Here is an 18,353-nt window from a genome sequence, read left to right on the forward strand (position 1 = left end):
TCTTGGCTTGTAACTGAATTGCTTTTGAGCGTCAGTTTTGCGACAAAATATCTAAATTTGAGTGAACGCCATAATTTAAAATTACCATTGATCTGAAATCTCATATCTGAAAATTTCATGAATCAACCAACAGTTGGAATTATCATGGGTAGCGATTCGGATTTGCCAACCATGTCTGACGCGATCGCCATTTGCGAAGAATTCAACATACCTTGTTCTGTGGCAATTGTCTCGGCCCACCGCACCCCCGAACTCATGGTAGAATACGCCAAAACCGCCCACCAGCGGGGCTTGAAAGTCATTATCGCAGGTGCTGGGGGAGCGGCGCACCTCCCCGGCATGGTAGCATCTTTAACCCCGTTGCCAGTAATTGGCGTGCCGGTACAGAGCCGCCACCTGCAAGGGGTAGATTCGCTTTACTCGATCGTGCAAATGCCAGCGGGCATACCCGTGGCAACAGTCGCGATCGGCAATGCTAAAAATGCGGGCTTGCTGGCAGTTCAAATATTAGCAGTTTCTCAGCCAGAATTGCTAGATCGAGTCCTCGCATACCGCAAAAGTTTGTCCGAATCTGTAATGAATAAACAAAATCAGCTAGAAAATATAGGTTATCAGAACTATCTCAATCTGAACAATAATCTATAAACTTCTGTAGTAGAATTGGAAAGTTTTCGGGTTCTTACCGATCGGAACAGTTGTAAAGAGGGCGAAAATGATAAAAATGACTGTCGGGAAAAAAAAATCGAAACAAGTCAGGCGGGATTCTTTAGATTTACCAGCAGCTAAATCTTTTACGAAAGTCAACAGGTTCCAGAAATTGCAAAGGGCGATCGCCCGCCTGAGCCCGAGTTGGCAAGCCTGCATACCCTTAGCTGCGATCGTATTCTCGCTTTGGGGATATGCCGCAGTAGCCCAAACGCCTTCTGCGCCAACCACCGAGGAACAATTGGCCAGCCTCAAAGTGGGCATGGATACCATGTGGGTGATGGTGGCCGGAATGTTAGTGTTCTTTATGAACGCGGGTTTCGGTATGTTGGAAACCGGTTTTTGCCGTCAAAAAAATGCGGTTAACGTGCTGTCCAAAAACTTGATTGTTTTTGCGCTGTCAACGATCGCGTTTTGGGCGATCGGCTTTGCGTTAATGTTCAGCAACGGCAACGGTTTTATCGGCAGCAGCGGCGGATTTTTCCTCTGGAACGTAGCTGACAACAGCCCCGCCACAGGAGATGCTTATCAAGGCATCTTCAGCGCATTAAACTGGACGGGAGTGCCGCTCAACGCTAAATTCTTTTTCCAATTAGTTTTTGCGGGAACTGCTGCCACGATCGTTTCTGGGGCCGTTGCAGAGCGCATTAAATTCCTGGAATTCTTAATTTTCTGCTTGCTGTTAGTAGGCATTGCTTACCCGATTACCGGACACTGGATTTGGGGCGGCGGCTGGCTGGCAACAGCAGGATTTTGGGATTTTGCCGGTTCGACGGTGGTTCACTCGGTAGGCGGTTGGGCTGCTTTGATGGGAGCGGCATTTCTCGGGCCGCGGCTGGGCAAGTACCGCGACGGCGATACTGTGGCGATGCCGGGACACAACATGAGCATTGCTACCCTGGGCTGTTTGATTCTGTGGTTGGGTTGGTTCGGGTTCAATCCCGGTTCGACAATGGCACTCGATCCAAACGCGATCGCCCACATCGCCATCACCACCAACACTGCCGGTGCTTTCGGGGGAGTTGCTGCCACGATTACAGCTTGGCTCTACCTTGGCAAACCCGACCTTTCGATGATTATCAACGGCATCCTCGCCGGCTTAGTCGCCATAACAGCGGGCTGCGCTTGGATCAACATACCCAACTCTGCCATTATTGGCACGATCGCCGGCATCATGGTAGTTTTCGCCGTAACTTTCTTCGACAACTTAAAAATTGACGATCCTGTAGGCGCAACTTCAGTTCACTTAGTCTGCGGCATCTGGGGAACTCTGGCAGTGGGCTTGTTTGCTGACGGGCCTACAACTGGACTTTATACCGCAGGCCCGACAGCCGGATTGCTCGTGGGCGGAGGTTTCGGTCAACTCTGGGCGCAGTTTGTCGGCGTGATCTCTGTAGGCGGGATGACCGTGTTGCTGAGTTCGATTTTTTGGATCGCACTCAAGGCTTTGCTGGGTATCCGCGTTTCTGCTGTAGAGGAGGCTGAAGGTTTGGATATCGGCGAACACGGGATGGAAGCTTACACGGGTTTTGTGAAGCAAACTAGCTTGGAAAACAGAAGTGATGCCAGCTACGGCAGTTATTCTGGAGGCTCTGGCGACAGGACTACTAAACTTTAGACCAAACTTGAGAGGGTGCGTTCGATCGACTTTGTTCAGCTTTCTCGCCCTAGATTGGCTATTTCTACGTGAATCTAGGGCTTGATTCACCTTAACAAACCGGGTTGGTGCGTCTACTAACGCTCTTTCAAAAAAAACGCACCTCTAAAACAGCCCTCAATCCTTATGTAGTAACTCATACCCCAATTTCAAATCTCAAATCTCAAATCTCAAATTGTCGGATTTGTGTGCCAGAAAGTTTGGCAGCCAGATTTTTTATGATAAAGTAGTGCCAAAAAGCAAAGTTCTGCATCGCCGTCGCGCCCTCCCACAGTACAGTGGTTGATTCATGACAAGAATTGAGGCGAAAATCGATCGGTCAAATTTGATGCAGCAATCATTGCTAATTATTCGGTGTGGTGTCTGCAAATTGCTTGAGTTTATGGAGAAGTTTGGAGGAGTTAGCAGAAGTAGAACTCATAAATCCCTATACGGGATGGAAGTTGGCCGATCGAAAAGAGTTCCGGTTTGGGCTTTGCTATCTCTGGTGACGAACGCGCTACTGATAATCGCAGTCGCTCAACTACTGGGCAAGGGACACAGCATGACAGAAAGCTCTCCTGCGAGCGCTGCGTTGACCGCAAAAGGCACTGAGGAACTAATTGGCTCGACGGCGACAAACTCTGCAAAGGCAGTGCTAGACTTGCCAGTTGCCGGGCCTCGACACAAATGGACTTACCAGCAGTGGGTGACGCAGTTGAGCCGGGAAGCAGAGGCGGTGGCGGCGAATCGACCGCCAAAACTCAGTGTTTTGGCCGGGGATTCTTTGAGTATGTGGTTTCCGACGAAGATGTTGCCACCCGATCGCATTTGGCTCAATCAAGGGATTTCGGGGGAGACTTCTGTAGGTTTGCTCAAGCGGTTGCAGTTGTTCGATCGCACGGCACCCGATACAGTGTTTGTGATGATCGGGATTAACGATTTGCTGCGCGGGGCCAGCGACGAAGGAATTTTGGACAACCAGCGGCAGATTATTCGCGATTTGCGGTGGGCTCACCCGAAAGCACAAGTGGTGGTGCAGTCGATTTTGCCGCACAGCGGGGAACAAGCAACTTGGGAAAATCGCGATCGGCTGCTGGCGATTCCTAACAGTCGGATTCGCTCCATCAATCGGCGGCTCAAAGAAATTGCTAGTTCTGAAAATGCTTTGTATCTCGATTTGCAGCCGCTGTTTGCAGATGCTGACGGCAATTTACCAATCGAACTGAGCACAGACGGCTTGCACCTTAACGATCGAGGTTATCTGGTTTGGCGATCGGGCTTGCAAATGTTTGCTCAGATGCAGTTAAAAAATTAGTTAGCAGTCAACAGTCATTAGTCAGCAGTCATTAGTGCTGTCCCTCCCGATCGAACGTCAACAGTCAGCAGTCAACAGTCAACAGTCAACACTCATCAGTCAACACTCATCAGTGAAAAAGATCGAGGATGAAGTCATATTCTCCCGAACACTCCCCCTCTTTACCCGATTGCGACTTGTCAGCCAGCGTAGCCGCCCGATTCACGGCCTCGGCGGGACTGTAGGGGCGATGCTGACAGGCGTATTTGCGACTAAAGCCGTTAACGCTGCCGGAAATGACGGGCTGTTTGCCGGAAATCCGGGGCAAATCGTCACCCAGTTTGTAGGCGTTCTCGCTACTTACGTGTTTGCGGCTGTAGGCACTTTTGTAATTTTGAAAATGCGGTTTCAGTTCCTTTGAATCTGGTTCTCCTTTTGCGCCCAAGAAGGTGGGAGGCTGATTTTTTAGGGTAAGTTCGATCGTGTAGAGATGCAGTTATCTGCGTCTCTACGCTTTTTTTAACGAACCGCGAAGGCGCAAAGAGCGCGAAGGAAGAAGGGTTAAGATCAGAGAATTATTCGTTTGATATCAGTCGCGACCTCAATCAATCTATAACCCAACTTTCTTCTTTCTTCTTCCTTCTTCCTTCGTGTCCTTTGCGTCTTCGCGGTTCATTCGTTCTTGACTCTCACTGTGGTGAGGATTTTTCTGCCAGTTTTTTGCATTTTTTTTAACGAACCGCGAAGGCGCAAAGAGCGCGAAGGAAGAGGAGGAAGAAGGGTTAAGATGAGAGAATTATTCGTTTGATGCCTTCTTTGAGGATGGGAACGTTGAAGTTGATGAGAAGGCCTAGGGTTTTTTTGGTCATTTTGAGATAGGAGATAACTTGGGCTTCGTGGATGGGAGCTAGCTTTTCGACAGCTTTTAGTTCGACAATCAGGATATCGCCAACCAGAAAGTCTAATTGACCTTCGCCGACTTGATGACTTTTGTAGGTGATTGCTACTGGCTTTTTAGGGTGACAAGCTATCCCCCGCATCCCAAATTCAACTTCTAAGGATTCCTGATACACTGATTCTAAAAATCCTGGGCCCAACAGCCGATGCACCTCGATCGCGGCCCCAATCGCTCTATAAGCCAACTGTTCTACCTGTTCGCCCAATTCTCTCATTCTTCTTTCTTCTTCCTTCGTGTCCTAGCGCTTACGCGCGGCGAAAGCCTAACGCGTCTTCGCGGTTCATTCCCTCTTCCCTCTCACTGTGTCGATCGCACAAATAGCATATCTCATCCCTCCCTACTGAAGCAAATAATCCCGATCGCCCCCAGGCCTTCTAAAATCAAAGGTAATCAACCTAGATTTCAACTCAATACCGCATGGATACTAAAGCTTTTAAACGATCGCTCCAACAGTCTGAAAACTACCACCGCAAGGGTTTCGGACACGAAGCTGAGGTAGCTGACGTGATGCAGACAGCTTATCAAAGCAGTCTGATCCAGCAAATTCGCGACAACAATTACAGGCTTGAGCGCGGTGCCGTCACGATCCGGCTGGCTGAGGCTTTTGGCTTTTGCTGGGGCGTGGAACGCGCTGTGGCTATTGCTTACGAAACTCGCCAGCATTTCCCGTCCGAACGGATTTGGATTACTAATGAAATTATTCACAATCCTTCTGTCAATCAGCATTTGCGCGATATGGAGGTTGGTTTTATTGCTGTTGAAAAGGGACAAAAAGACTTTTCGGTTGTCGGTAGCGGTGATGTGGTGATTTTACCGGCTTTTGGGGCGAGCGTTCAAGAAATGCAGTTGCTTAATGATAAAGGCTGCAAGATTGTTGATACTACTTGTCCTTGGGTTTCTAAGGTTTGGAATACTGTTGAGAAGCACAAGAAGAAAGATTATACTTCGATTATTCACGGTCAGTACAAGCACGAGGAAACTGTTGCTACTAGCTCTTTTGCTGATAAGTATTTGATTGTCCTGAATTTGCAGGAAGCTGAATATGTCAGCAATTATATCTTGCACGGAGGCGATCGCGCTGAGTTTCTTGTTAAGTTTAGCAAGGCCTGTTCTGCTGGTTTTGACCCAGATGTGGATTTGGAAAGTGTAGGGATTGCCAACCAAACTACTATGCTCAAAACTGAAACTGAGAACATTGGTAAGTTGTTTGAAAAGACGATGATGCGGAAGTTTGGGCCGTCTAATCTTAACGAACATTTTCTGAGTTTTAATACGATCTGCGATGCAACTCAGGAACGTCAAGATGCTATGCTGAGTTTGGTTGAGGAAAAGTTGGATTTGATGCTGGTAATTGGCGGTTTTAATTCTTCTAATACTACTCACTTGCAGGAAATTGCGATCGACAAAACTCTTCCTTCTTATCACATTGATTCTGCCGATCGCATCTTGCCGGGAAATCGCATCGAACACAAGCCTTTGGGGGGAGATTTGACCGTCACCCAAAATTGGCTGCCTGACGGTAATATTGTGGTGGGCGTTACTTCTGGTGCTTCGACTCCAGATAAAGTAGTTGAGGATGCGATCGATCGCATTTTGACAATGAAAGCCGCTGTTATTGCCTAATTCTCTTTAGTTGCCGATCGCGCGCGGACGACGAGAAACCCGGTTTTTGACTACAGTATTTGCCCAAAACCCTCAATTTCTGTTCCAAAACCCGCTTTCTCGGTTCCGCTGCCTCCTGCACTGCTCTTGCTCGCTACTGCACTCGAAATTATCCTTTTTTCCGTGCAGTGCGATCGTCTCCAACCCAAACACACTTTAGACTACAATTGCCACAATCGCTCTCCTATCTTCAAAATATTTGCGATCGGCAGCCGTTTCTCTTCTGTTAATTTCTCCCCTACCTCTAATACAATTATTTTTTAAGAAAGTATTAAAAATTCGCCTTTTTTTTTGGGTCAAAAGCTTGACAGCGCAAGATTGACAATGTATTATTTAGATAATGGAAGTGGTGGCATTTTTTAAATTTGTGTTACCACTTCCATTATCTAATAGTATATTCCAGAAATCAACAAAAATCAATAGGTAAAAACTCCTTTTTTGCGCCGCGATTGGCAATTGTCAAAGTAGCAAAAGCGATGCAACAGAAACTGGCGAATAAAGCTTTGCTCGCAGCGAGAAATTGTATGTCTGCCCTCTCCCGATCGATGAGAATGCGACCAGGAACGACACTATATAAGAAAATGGCAATTTGTAGAACAAGACGAATCTTATACCTCAAAATCTAGCTTCTTAGACCGAGACTTTCTGCCAGCAAGAGTCGGTGAAAAACCCGACAGTTGGAAGTTTTCAGGTAAAAGAATCAAAGGAGGTTTGTACCGTTCCAAGACGCGCGCCCTCGAGCGATGCAAAAATTAACGGTGCGGTAAATATCATTATAAAGTCACAAGTAGCCACAGACTCAATATGCAGAACGAGTGAGTAGCGGGTTGCTGACAAACTGTTTAAGAATTAAACTTTGGGCGGATATCATCCCCCAAAGTTTGTCCTGAAGAATCCCCGCGTCTTGAGATTGGGGAGTGTCAACTATCTTTGGGTAGAAGACAACGGTATTGGTCTTGTTCAAAAATATTGAGATAGGATTTTTGGGTTGTTTGGGTTGTTCGATCGCCTGCAGGGTCATTCGATTTTAGATTTGAGATTCCAGATGCTCCCGATTGATTCCACGGATCGAGTACGTGGCGGGTACCACCTTTGAAATTATTGGTCGAGAAGCGTATCCGGTGACGGCTATTGGGCTGGCAATTGCTCGCAAAGGAGCCGATCGGATGGGGGGCGCGATCGGGCTGGAATCGACTCTGGGAAACTGTACTCGATTCAGAGTAAAATTACGCAAGTGCGAGTCTTGAAAAAGCAAATTCGGCAACAGATTGCGTAGCGTATTTAACAAGTTTCACGGATTTAACAGAAGTTCGGCAACGGGTAATGTACCCGATTTAACAAATTCAAAAGATGAGGTTGCGGAGAAAAAGGTTTTAACAGTATTGTGCTGTAGCTAAAAGTATCGATCTGCCCGCTTCCTCACTGCTGGATGCAGAACAAATCACAAAACAGTAGTATAGTGAAATAGTATAGTGAAATAGAACTGATATCTTGCATTATTCTCACCCCAGCCGGATCTTTTATCTCTGCTAAAATCCCTTAATTAATATGCTGGCGGGCGGGATTATATCCGAATCCAAAAAAAATGTTGATGATATTGCGAGCTGTGATACAATCACATAAAAGTAAATGCAATTAACCTATTTTCCAGTCGAATTGACCGGAGAAAATATTAAAAATCTCTGCCACTTAAATAACATATTCTTATATTTAATGATATTTGTGCCAATACAACAAGTAAAAGCCCAATGCTATGTATTTTGTTGATCGACGACAACCCCAACGATCGCCTGACGATCGATCGAGAATTGAGGAAAAGTTTTCCCGATTTAGAAATCAAGTCGGCGATTGATGCCCGAACTCTCGAACAAATCCTCGCAGCAGGGGGTTTTGACCTGGTAATTACCGAGTACCAAGTGCGCTGGAGCGACGGATTAACTATTTTCAAGCAAGTTCAAAGCCGCTACCCAAATTGTCCGGTAATTATGTGTACCGACAGCGGCAGCGAACAAGTGGCAGTCGAAGCGATGAAAGCGGGTTTGAGCGATTACGTGTTCAAAGGGTGGCACTTCCAGCGGCTGGCGGGGACTGTGGCCGAAACCTTGGAAAAACAGCAGTTGCGCGACAACGGCGCGAAAACCTCGGCGCAGTTGGCACTTTCCTCAGAAAGGCTGAGATTGGCGATCGAATCCTCGAAAATGGGAACTTGGGATTGGAATATATTAACTGGCGAGGTGGTTTTGTCGGAAGGACACGAACAGTTATTTGGGTTGGAAAAAGGCAGTTTTGCGGGAACTTACGCAGCGTTTTCTGCCTGCGTTCACCCGGATGATTTGGACTCTATTTCCCAAGCTCTTGCCTTTGCTTTAGAAAACAAAAGAGAATACCAGCACGAATATAGAGTGATTTGGCCCGACGGGAGCTGGCACTGGATCGCGGGTAGGGGCAAGTTTTTTGATGATGGTAGCGGTAAATCTGTACGATCGATCGGCGTGGTTTGGGATATTACCGATCGCAAATTATCCTCCGCCAGAATACACGAAAGCGAGGAAAATTTGCGCTTTGCCCTAGAAGCAGCTAACACCGTCGCTTTTACCTGGGATATTGCTTCCGGGGAAGTCCGCCGTTCGTACAATGCCGAAACACATATTGGTTTGGGCCCGGACAGCGCCGTCGGTACTTTTGAGCAAAAAAAGAATGCGGTGCATCCAGATGATTGCGACAGCTTTTTGGCAGATGTGGAGGCTGCACTCAGCGGCCCGGGAGTTTACGAGTCGGAACACCGCCACGTTATACCCGACGGTTCGGTGATTTGGCTTCACGAGAAAGGGCGGGTGGTTTTTGACTCATCCGGGAAACCGGTGCGGCTGTTCGGCGCGGCGATCGACATTACGGCCCGCAAACAGTTAGAATATGAGCGATTGCAGGCTTTGGGGCGCCAGCGCTCGTATGTGGTGCGCCTCCAAAAATTAACCTCCGCCTCAGTTGCAATCAACTCTACGCTGTCGGTGGAGGAAATACTTCAGCTAGCAGCAGATAGCGCCCGCTCGATTCTCGAAGCCCACCAAGCAGCCGTCAATCTCACCCCTGCGGCCAACTGGGATGCGGGAATTAACAAGTTTTCGCTGTCGGAAAAATACACCCAGTGGCAAAATTACTCCCAAGAACCAGACGGTACGGGCATTTACCGCGAAGTTTGCCAGCAGCAACGGGCGATGCGGATGACTCAAAGCGAGTTAGAGGCTCACTCGGCCTGGCGCGGGTTCGGCAAGGCTGCGGGGAAGCATCCGCCGATGCGGGGCTGGCTGGCGGTACCGCTGACGGCTCGGGACGGCAAAAATCTGGGATTGATTCAGTTGTCGGACAAGTACGACGGGGAGTTTGGGGAAGATGACGAAAGTATTTTAATGCAGTGGGCTCAGGCGGTGTCGGCGGCGATCGACAATGCCCGACTCTATCAGGAATCTCAGCAGGCAAATCGCATGAAAGATGAGTTTTTGGCCACTCTTTCTCACGAGCTGCGATCGCCCTTAAACGCGATTTTGGGCTGGGCACAACTGCTGCGAAACCGCAGTTTCACTCCCGCTGTGACTGAGCGGGCACTGTCCACTATTGAACGCAACGCTAAGTTGCAAACTCAATTGATTGAAGATTTGCTGGATATTTCTAGAATTATTCGCGGCAAGTTGACTTTAAATCCTTGTCCGGTAAATTTGATTTCGATGGTGGAAGGAGCGGTGAATACCGTGGGTTTGGCGGCAGATGCTAAGTCGATCGAGTTGCAGTTGGCAATTGTCGATTTGGGCTTGGACACTGCTGAATTTTGCGACACTCGCGAGGTTTCTGGCAATCTGGAATCTCAGTTAAATCCGAGATTTTTGGTGTCGGGAGACCCCGGCCGCTTGCAGCAGGTGATTTGGAATTTGCTGGCGAATGCGATTAAGTTTACCCCGCGCGCCGGGAGAGTTTCTATTCGCTTGCAGCGTGTTGATTCGGAGGTTGAGCTGACAGTTACCGACACGGGAATTGGGATTGCTGCCAATTTTTTGCCCTACGTGTTTGAGTCTTTCCGGCAAGCCGATGCTACGATTACTCGCAATCATAGCGGTTTGGGGCTGGGGCTGTCAATTGTCCGGCAGTTGGTGGAACTTCACGGCGGCAGGGTTTGGGCGAGCAGCCCTGGACTCGATATGGGCTCGACTTTTACTTTCCGCCTTCCTTCAATTGATGTAAATTCGATCGCCCGCCAAGAAGCACAGTTGTTGGCGGGCGGTGGTAATTTACGGGGAGTTAAGGTTTTGCTGGTGGATGACGAGGTTGATTCGCGGGAATTTATGATGTTTTTGTTGGCAGATGCTGGGGCCGCTGTCAGGGCTGCATCCTCTGCTGCTGAGGCTTTAGAGGCGGTTTCGGCCTTGGTGCCGGATGTTTTGGTGAGCGATATCGGAATGCCGGAGGAAGACGGCTATTCGCTGATGAGAAAGCTGCGCTGTTTGGCAGCCGAAAGCGGAGGGAAATTGCGGGCGATCGCCCTGACGGCTTATGCTAGGGATGAAGACCGCGATCGGGCTTTGAAAGCTGGTTTCGATCGGCATTTAGCTAAACCCGTGCAACCCGATGTCTTGGTGGAGGCTATAGTCAGCTTGAAGCCACAAGCGCTAACAATTTAAACAACTCAATTAATAATATCGTTTCCGTTTGCAGCGTCAGTGATTGTTGATTGTTGACTGTTAACTGTTGACTGTTGATTGTTGACTGTTGATTGTTGACTGTTGACTGTTGACTGTTGACTGTTGACTGCTGACTGTTGACTGTTGACTGTTGACTGTTGACTGTTGACTGCTGACTAGATTTTACAATTGGGATGTTAGCGGATTTGATATGACTAATAACTAATAACTAACAACCAATAACTAATAACCAATAACTAACAACCAATAACTAATAACTAATAACTAACAACTAACAACTAACAACTAACAACTAACAACTAACAACTAACAAAATTAATATGATTGGTTTGTGGTAATATGCTAATATCCAAAAACCACGCGGTAATCTAAGTGGACAAACTTCAGACAGACATAGAGGCAATTTTCTCTCAGATTGAGGCGTTGCGCCGGGAACGCCAGCAGCTTAGTATTGGCGCTGCTGAACCCGCCAGCGATTCGCCCCAAGCGATTGCCGATGCTTACCGCCGTCACGCAAGGGAAACAGCAGAAGTGTCGGCAGAAGTCAAGGGGATAGATGATGCGATCGCAGCTTTGTCTGCTCAATTGAGTCAAAAACAGCAGCAGTCGGTAAATTTGCAAAGAATTAGTCCGATGGAGCAGCAAGTGCAAGAGGGAAGAGTTCTCGCTCGCGGACACGCCGAACGGATTAACGAACTCGCAGCCGAACTAGCGGCCGAAGTGAAGGATCTTAAAGCCATCGCCGACCAAATTAGTCCCTGCTACTGGCAGGTTTATTACAAACCTTTTATTACGGGTTTTAAAAGTATTTCTGTTCCCTACGTGCGATCGGACGGGGATGTTTGGACTATTGTCAATCGAATAGTTTAGAGAGGCTGCGGGAGCAGAAATCGGCAGCACTCAAAACATTTTTTTCTGTCCCTATTCCTCAATCTCAACCACGCAGCAGTTGCTTGATAGTTCCCACCAATTCTTGAGGGTGAAATGGCTTGGCGATGTAAGCGTCGGCTCCTTGTTTCATTCCCCAGTATCGATCGAACTCTTCGCTTTTGCTCGAACACATTACCACCGGCAAATTCTGAGTTTTGGGGTCGCTTTTGAGCCGGCGACAGACTTCGTAGCCGTTCATCCGGGGCATCACGATATCCAGAACGACTAAATCCGGGCGGTTGGCCTTGATTTGCTCTAGAGCTTCTACGCCATCGCTAGCTACCGTGACGTTGAGTCCCCTACCTTTGAGCAAGTCGGCGATCATCTCCCGCAGAGTGACGCTATCGTCAACAACCATAACTGTACTCATAGAATAATCCCTACCAAGTTTCTGGGTTGAAACGTTGTTCACATTAACGTTAGCCTTCAAAGGTGTCTTTTCTCGATCGAGATTGCGCTCTGCTAGATGTAGTTTACCCACGTTTGCTCATTTCCCAATCATTTTCTAAGTAATTATCGCGAAATCTTAAAGATCCGCGCAATCTCGGTTGACACGCGAGGCTCTGTCCGTTAGTCTATCATTTTCTTTACTCAAATGATACCTTTGTGAAAAAATCAAGGGGCTGCGAGGCTGTCCGTTTCCCGCACCTGCGGCGGCGGGCCCGCCGCAGGCATCAAAATTAATCTAATTTTGATTTTTTGTACCTAAAGCTGATAGTTTTTGGTCGTAGAGCGTGTCTAAACCGACCGGGCGCTGCCGGTAGCTGTGATTCGAGTCTTTGCAGCCGTTAGCTACGATTCCCAAGACGGAAGCTCCAGAAATTTTTAATTCTTCTAAAACTTTGCGAACTTGCGATCGGTCTGTTTTGGCCATTTGCACGATCGTAATCGTAGCGTCGGTGCGAGCCGCGATCAAGTGGGCGTCTGCTAAGCCTGATAGTGGGGGGCTGTCATAAATCACTAAGTCAAAAAATGCTTGAAATTGCTCCATCAGATACTGCATTTTTTTGGAAGAAAGCAGCTTGATCGGATCGGGGGGAATTTGACCGGCGGTGAGTACGAACAAATTTTCTTGGTTCGGGGCTCGTTGAATCGCGTCGTTGAGGCTGATATCGGTGGAGATGGCATCGCCGAGGCCCCGCACGTTTGGCAGTCCTAGCTTAGCGTGCAGTTGCGGGCAGCGCAAATCTGCATCTACTAACAATACTCGCTGTCCGATTGCTGCTGCTGTGGCGGCCAGGTGCAAAGCTACTGTAGATTTACCGTCTCCGGCTGCTGCCGAACTGATTAAGAGCGATCGAATTGTCCTACCTGCACTTAGCAAGTGAATGTTCGTGTAGAGCGATCGAAATGCTTCTAAAAATTGATAGTCCAAGTCGCTAAAAATACTTTTGGCAAAACCCTCCATCGGAGCAGTCGGCGTGACTTCGATTGGTTCGACAACTTGGACTTTTGACTTCGAGTTCGATCGAGCTGATGTCAGTTTCCTAGGTCTGGGGGCCCGCTTGCGCTTGACTTTTTTGGTAAACGGAATCACCCCTAGCACCGGCAATCTTGTGGCTGTTCTCAGCGATTCTGGAGTGTGGAAAACATTATTTAGCACCTCTACGAGCAAGCCAACTGCTATCCCCAGCAGACCGCTTAAAATTACCGCCAGCGCTAACTGTTTTTTGGTTTGTTTGACCGTAGCTGTGACAAAATTGCCTACTTTGTCTAGCGGAATTTCTGGAGGATTGATCAGCACCCAAGGTATTTGCTGCTGAGCTGCATCAATCCGCAAGGCTTCTCGTTTTCCCAAGAAGTCCGACAAACTCTTAGTCACTACTTGCAGTTCCCGCTGTAAATTGTCGTATTGCCGCGTTGTCACTGAAAAATTTCTAATTTTTTGGTTGAGATCCTTTTGCAAAGCAGTCATTTCTAGATCGCGCGCTTCAAATTCTTTGATTTGGGTCTCTAAATTTCCCATCACCACTTCTTTTGCTTGTTGACTCGCGGTTAAAATCAATTCTTCCCTAGTTTTTCGCAGTGCTAAAACTGGCAAGCTATCTTCTCTGTACTGAGCTAATTTATATGACAAATCCGAGTCTACTTTCTGGATTTGACCTAGCAGTCCTGCGTAAGCTTGTCCTTGGGTCATCAGCAACCCTTGGGGATTATTTTCTGCGAGCAATTTTTCGTAGCTTTGGTAGAGGTTACGCATTCCTTTTAGCTGGACTCGGATTCCTACTTGCTGACCTCGAATGCTTTGAACTTGTTCTGACAGAGATTTTCCCTCTAGCTGGGGGTCAAACAAGTTGCTTTGCTGCCGCAGTCTTTGGACTTGCAGTTGCAGAACTTCGACTCTTTCTCGGAGCTTGGGCATCTCCATATCTATAAATTTAATGCCTTGATTGATACCCGTCAGGCGCTGCTGCAAGCTGTACTCTAGATAAGCTTTAGAAATTTTATCCAATACGCCGTAAATCTTTTTTGGTTCTGAATCTTTGTAGCGAACTTCTAAAATTTTTGTGCCTTGCTGTTTGCCATCTTTCGTGTAACTGATGCGGCTGATCGACAGTTTAGACATGAGCTCGCTATAGGTAATTTTGGGATACCAAGTTCGCAACTCCTTCACTACTGGGTCCATCATTTTGGGACTTCGCAAAATCCTAATTTGGGTTTCGTAGTCTACTAAACTAATTCCTTCTATATTAATTTTTGCTAAGTCGGCCGCTACGGTGTTGTCTAATTGTTTGGATAGCAAACCTTCAGCGGTGGCCGGTTCTACTAACAGGGAAAAGGAGCCTTCATACTCGATTGTGATAGCTTTAGAAGTGATAACGATCGCTGTTCCGGCGAGGGCGCTCAAAGCAATGGTGGCCGCAGCCATTACTGGGAAGCGGCGGCGCAGGACGCCTGCGAGCCAGGACAAGTCTAACTTTTCTTCCTCTGTCTCCTGGGGGAACGTATCTCTGTAGTTATGAGCCGAAAAGTCCGGCCGTTGGCCATTTGATTTGGGTGTGAAGGGTTGGTAATCTTGTCTGCTATCCATATTCAGCCTGGGTATTTTTGAGGTTGATATTTTTGAAGTTGATATTTTTGAAGCTGGCTGGCGGCGACTGTCTCATCTTATTGTTTAGTTTATTCTAGCCTTTGCTAGGAATTATCCACCTCACCCTGGCGTTCTTACCTGAATAACGATCGGAGAATGTTGAGGAAATTGAATACTCCCGTAGCAGGCCCGACAGGCCCGATGATGTTGTTCATGCGGTCTACTAACTTCACCAGACCGGTGCGGGATACGATAATCATGTCGTTGTTGCGGAGTTGGGGATTGATTTCTTCGTTAATTCCTTGGGTTAAATCGACTTCGATCGTCCGTTTAGTAGCTGTACCGTCCTGATTGAGGCGGACGAGCTCAACTTTCTGCCTTTGAGCTCTGGTATTGCCGTAACCAAAAAATCCTCTGGAAATTAAAGCTTGATTCAGGGTGGCATTGGCTGGGAGTCTCAACGGATCGAGGGATGTTGTGACTTCTCCTACTACGAAAATGTTAATGCCGGGGGGAGCAAAGTTTGTGTTGGCGAGTATGCCGGCTTCTGCGGGGTTGACAATCGTGGCTTTGGGAACGACGATCGTGTCTCCCTGCTGCAGGATTGTATCTTGGGCGCCGTCGCCGGACTCTAGGAACTGCCACAGGTTGACTGGGATAATTTGTTCGCCTCTTCTGGTGACGCGCCGCACTTGGATTTGTCGGATGTCGGCCTCGGAGGTGATGCCGCCGGCTAGCTGAATGGCGCGGATGACGGTGGGGAAGCCTTCTCGGCTGAGGTCGCTGTTGGTGTTGCCGCCGATGACTACGTAAGCCCCCGGCCGGGTGACTTGGCCGACGATCGAGATCGATCGAGGTTTTTCTGGCGGCGGCGAAAAGTTGGCGATCGCAAATTGGCGGGCTTCTGCTTGGTTGAAGTTGGCGACTGTGGGAATCACGATCGTGTCTCTGTCTTGCAAAATGATGTCTTGAGAGATGTCTCCTTCTTGCAAAAATTTCCATAAGTTGACGTTGAGCACTCGATCCGGGCCGTCTGGTTGCGGGCGGCGGACGCGGATGTTGCGGATGTCGGCGACACCCGTAACGCCTTCTGCAAGTCGGATCGCTTGAGTGACGGTGGGGTACTGAACTGAGGGCGTCACCCCCGGGCCTGAAGTTAGGGTGATGGTGAAGTTTCCGGGCCTGGTGACTTCTCCGATGACGCCGACGTTCAGCGGGCGGGCCGCTACGAGGCTGACTGTGACTGCGGGGTCTTTGAGGACGCGCAGGTAGGCGCTGCGGATGATGTTGGTGGCTTCGACTAAAGTGCGGCCGCGGACGGAAACCAGCCCGATCAGCGGCAGGTTGACTGAACCGTCGGACAGGATTTCGTAGTTGCGCGTCAGCTCCGGTACTTCGAGTATTTCTACTAGAATACGATCGCCACCGCCGAGTTTGTAGCTTTCGGCCGATCGTCCAGAGTTCCCTAATTGTGCTGTGACGGAGCCGGGCCGCAATGGCACCCGGGCGATCGCACTCAGGGGAAATCCGGCCGCCGCAATACCGTTGGCGGCGATCGCGCACAATGTCAAACTCAAGACTGGCGCGGTGATTTGTTTGCGAAAATCGGCGTTAACCACGGGCTACCTATTTTCTTTGGGGATACTTCCTTAGTTTAATCGGTCACAATTCAAATGCCATCTCCACCGGCAGCACTACCCAAAAATCAGCCACAATTGTCAGCGCCAGACTGGAGGCTGTAGATTTTCCCTCCCCGAATCAGCGCCGGCAACAACAAACTAGAATACAGCAGGATGCTTTTAGCTTTTTGGGTGTTGGCTATCTCAGCTAGCATATCTCCATCAATCTCGTCGAATTTTCGCCCGATCGCACACTAGGGAAAGCCGACACCTACAGTTTAGATGCAGCGCCGCAGGCATGGCGGGCGATCGGGCGACAACAGCCTCGGTTTCTTGTTAACTTGGTGGAATTAGCCTGCCGATCGATTAATATTTTCATCAAAAAGGTATCCTTTTATGGCAAGAATGATTAGGGAGCTAATTTTCGGCAATACTTTCTTGCTGTATTTATTGGCCTCTTTGGCATTAATTAGCACGATTTTAATTTTTCAGTTAGCCTCCAAAAAAAATATCGGCTTGCTCTGGGAAAAATGGTTTGCTGTTTGTTTCGTATTCGTATCGCCCCACGTCAACCTGCCTCCATTTAACTACTTACATTTTATCAATCTTGCTGCTGCTGGTGGTGACAGTAATGTCGCCAAACTTCCCTGGGTTTTTTATCCCTGGGTAATCTTTGTTCTGTCCGGGAGATTTATTAATTTTTTCAAAAATCAATTTGTCGAAGCCTTATACTTTTTGGTTTTGAGAAATCCGGGTTTTTCGCTGTATTGTTTGCTGCCAATAACATCGACGCTGTGGTCGTTAGTTCCCGAAATTACCCTGAAAGCCGGGATAGCATTTACAGGATTTACGCTCTTTAGTTTTTATCTGGGTGCGCGGTACGAGTGGCCGGAATTATCTCGGTTGCTGCGTTGGGGCTATACTTCGCTCGCCATAGTTAGCGTTTTGCGGTACCCGCGTGTGGCAAAAGAATTTGCCGGAATTACCAGCCACAAAAATGCTTTCGGCAGCCTCATGGTTGTGAGTACAGCACTTTGGTACCTCCACTATTCTCAAGGTGCAAAAACTCAGAAAGAACGCTGGATAGCTCTGGGGTTCATGTTGTTTTCCTTTTATTTGGTTAGAGCTACTAGCTCCGGGAGTTCTCTAGTTAATAGTTTGATGCTCGTAGTTATAGTATCATCTTTAAGTTTCTTGAGCAAGTTAAAGTTTCAATGGGCTTTTACTTGTATTGTCGGGTTTACCGTCTTGGGGATTATTAGCAGCGTTTATATCATAGACAACTTAGAGTCTATTGTTGTCGGGGGATTGGGAAAAGATTTGACGCTGACTGGACGGACGGAGTTTTGGCCGCAATTGCTCGATGCGGCAAATCAGCGCCCTTGGTTTGGGTATGGATTTGATGGATTTTTTCAGCAAGAAGAAATTGGCGAGCAAACTCCAGCTTATTTCATATATACTCCGAATGGATTTCAACCAAAAACTGCTCACAACGGTGCTATAGCAATACTGCTATCTTTCGGTTATCCGGGACTTTTATTGATTTTGTTTTCCCTGTTTACTAATCTAAGTTTTGCAGTTCGGCAACTGAGCCGCAGCCCGCTAGCTGAATCGGGAATACCGATTATTTACTTGGTGTTTATCATATTAAATAACATTACTGAAGGCTCTCTAGGTGAGCTTGGAGATGCTTGGCTTGCTTACGTGTTGCTAACAGTTAGACTCTGTATCGATAGTGGCAAATCTTCATCCAACAACCGCCGCAGTTACGGTGGGGATTTGCCGCCACAACCTGCATCCAGATTCAATCCCGATTAACTTGCA

Annotated in this window: 14 protein-coding genes; 9 read left to right on the forward strand and 5 right to left on the reverse strand. The window is 48.0% G+C overall.

Going from position 1 to position 18,353, the window contains the following annotated elements; genetic code table 11:
* Positions 1–117 precede the first annotated feature (117 nt).
* From purE to WBA89_RS05770, 4 genes are all read left to right on the forward strand, one after another.
* The gene (gene purE / locus WBA89_RS05755; RefSeq protein WP_424404611.1) at positions 118–645 is read left to right on the forward strand and encodes a 5-(carboxyamino)imidazole ribonucleotide mutase; all 528 of its coding nucleotides are present in this window, start codon (positions 118–120) and stop codon (positions 643–645) included.
* A gap of 76 nt (positions 646–721) precedes the next feature.
* A complete protein-coding gene (locus WBA89_RS05760; protein WP_424404613.1) occupies positions 722–2,323 on the forward strand; it encodes an ammonium transporter in 1,602 nt (533 codons plus the stop codon).
* Positions 2,324–2,798: 475 nt separating this feature from the next.
* A complete protein-coding gene (locus WBA89_RS05765) occupies positions 2,799–3,659 on the forward strand; it encodes an SGNH/GDSL hydrolase family protein (RefSeq protein ID WP_424404669.1) in 861 nt (286 codons plus the stop codon).
* Between the two features lie 34 nt (positions 3,660–3,693).
* Positions 3,694–4,059 (forward strand): hypothetical protein, encoded by a 366-nt coding sequence (locus tag WBA89_RS05770; protein WP_424404615.1) that lies wholly within the window; start codon positions 3,694–3,696, stop codon positions 4,057–4,059.
* Positions 4,060–4,420: 361 nt separating this feature from the next.
* Here the strand turns inward: WBA89_RS05770 and WBA89_RS05775 are convergent, their stop codons facing one another.
* The gene (locus WBA89_RS05775) at positions 4,421–4,810 is read right to left on the reverse strand and encodes a GxxExxY protein (protein ID WP_424404617.1); all 390 of its coding nucleotides are present in this window, start codon (positions 4,808–4,810) and stop codon (positions 4,421–4,423) included.
* Between the two features lie 203 nt (positions 4,811–5,013).
* On the opposite strand from WBA89_RS05775, the gene WBA89_RS05780 reads away from it, so the two are divergent.
* The 4 genes from WBA89_RS05780 (at position 5,014) to WBA89_RS05795 (ending at position 11,819) form a co-directional block, all read left to right on the forward strand.
* On the forward strand, positions 5,014–6,219 hold the full coding sequence (locus WBA89_RS05780) for a 4-hydroxy-3-methylbut-2-enyl diphosphate reductase (RefSeq protein ID WP_424404619.1): 1,206 nt from the start codon (positions 5,014–5,016) through the stop codon (positions 6,217–6,219).
* A 1,094-nt stretch (positions 6,220–7,313) separates the two neighbouring features.
* On the forward strand, positions 7,314–7,505 hold the full coding sequence (locus WBA89_RS05785) for a hypothetical protein (protein WP_424404621.1): 192 nt from the start codon (positions 7,314–7,316) through the stop codon (positions 7,503–7,505).
* A gap of 501 nt (positions 7,506–8,006) precedes the next feature.
* Complete coding sequence (locus tag WBA89_RS05790; RefSeq protein WP_424404623.1) at positions 8,007–10,928, forward strand: response regulator; 2,922 nt, start codon at positions 8,007–8,009, stop codon at positions 10,926–10,928.
* 393 nt (positions 10,929–11,321) lie between these two features.
* The gene (locus tag WBA89_RS05795; protein WP_424404625.1) at positions 11,322–11,819 is read left to right on the forward strand and encodes a hypothetical protein; all 498 of its coding nucleotides are present in this window, start codon (positions 11,322–11,324) and stop codon (positions 11,817–11,819) included.
* Positions 11,820–11,883: 64 nt separating this feature from the next.
* Here WBA89_RS05795 and WBA89_RS05800 read toward each other — a convergent pair whose 3' ends face one another.
* From WBA89_RS05800 to WBA89_RS05815, 4 genes are all read right to left on the reverse strand, one after another.
* A complete protein-coding gene (locus WBA89_RS05800; RefSeq protein ID WP_039886668.1) occupies positions 11,884–12,249 on the reverse strand; it encodes a response regulator transcription factor in 366 nt (121 codons plus the stop codon).
* A gap of 315 nt (positions 12,250–12,564) precedes the next feature.
* Positions 12,565–14,910, reverse strand: coding sequence for a GumC family protein (locus WBA89_RS05805; protein ID WP_424404627.1), 2,346 nt, complete (start codon positions 14,908–14,910; stop codon positions 12,565–12,567).
* Positions 14,911–15,044: 134 nt separating this feature from the next.
* On the reverse strand, positions 15,045–16,529 hold the full coding sequence (locus WBA89_RS05810) for a polysaccharide biosynthesis/export family protein (protein ID WP_424404629.1): 1,485 nt from the start codon (positions 16,527–16,529) through the stop codon (positions 15,045–15,047).
* Positions 16,530–16,615: 86 nt separating this feature from the next.
* Positions 16,616–16,744, reverse strand: a complete 129-nt coding sequence (locus WBA89_RS05815; RefSeq protein WP_424404631.1) for a hypothetical protein — start codon at positions 16,742–16,744, stop codon at positions 16,616–16,618.
* Between the two features lie 181 nt (positions 16,745–16,925).
* On the opposite strand from WBA89_RS05815, the gene WBA89_RS05820 reads away from it, so the two are divergent.
* Positions 16,926–18,347, forward strand: coding sequence for an O-antigen ligase family protein (locus tag WBA89_RS05820; RefSeq protein WP_424404633.1), 1,422 nt, complete (start codon positions 16,926–16,928; stop codon positions 18,345–18,347).
* Positions 18,348–18,353: the final 6 nt, after the last annotated feature.

This window comes from Microcoleus sp. (genome assembly GCF_049646505.1).
In the GTDB taxonomy this organism is placed as follows: Bacteria; Cyanobacteriota; Cyanobacteriia; order Cyanobacteriales; family Microcoleaceae; genus Microcoleus.

Excerpts from the sequence above, each read along its gene's own strand:
- WBA89_RS05805 (WP_424404627.1), bottom strand. The coding sequence starts at position 14,910 with ATGGATAGCAGACAAGATTACCAACCCTTCACACCCAAATCAAATGGC.
- WBA89_RS05800 (WP_039886668.1), bottom strand. The coding sequence starts at position 12,249 with ATGAGTACAGTTATGGTTGTTGACGATAGCGTCACTCTGCGGGAGATG.
- WBA89_RS05765 (WP_424404669.1), top strand. The coding sequence starts at position 2,799 with ATGGAAGTTGGCCGATCGAAAAGAGTTCCGGTTTGGGCTTTGCTATCT.
- WBA89_RS05760 (WP_424404613.1), top strand. The coding sequence starts at position 722 with ATGACTGTCGGGAAAAAAAAATCGAAACAAGTCAGGCGGGATTCTTTA.
- WBA89_RS05820 (WP_424404633.1), top strand. The coding sequence starts at position 16,926 with ATGGCAAGAATGATTAGGGAGCTAATTTTCGGCAATACTTTCTTGCTG.
- WBA89_RS05775 (WP_424404617.1), bottom strand. The coding sequence starts at position 4,810 with ATGAGAGAATTGGGCGAACAGGTAGAACAGTTGGCTTATAGAGCGATT.
- purE (WP_424404611.1), top strand. The coding sequence starts at position 118 with ATGAATCAACCAACAGTTGGAATTATCATGGGTAGCGATTCGGATTTG.
- WBA89_RS05815 (WP_424404631.1), bottom strand. The coding sequence starts at position 16,744 with ATGCTAGCTGAGATAGCCAACACCCAAAAAGCTAAAAGCATCCTGCTG.
- WBA89_RS05790 (WP_424404623.1), top strand. The coding sequence starts at position 8,007 with ATGCTATGTATTTTGTTGATCGACGACAACCCCAACGATCGCCTGACG.
- WBA89_RS05780 (WP_424404619.1), top strand. The coding sequence starts at position 5,014 with ATGGATACTAAAGCTTTTAAACGATCGCTCCAACAGTCTGAAAACTAC.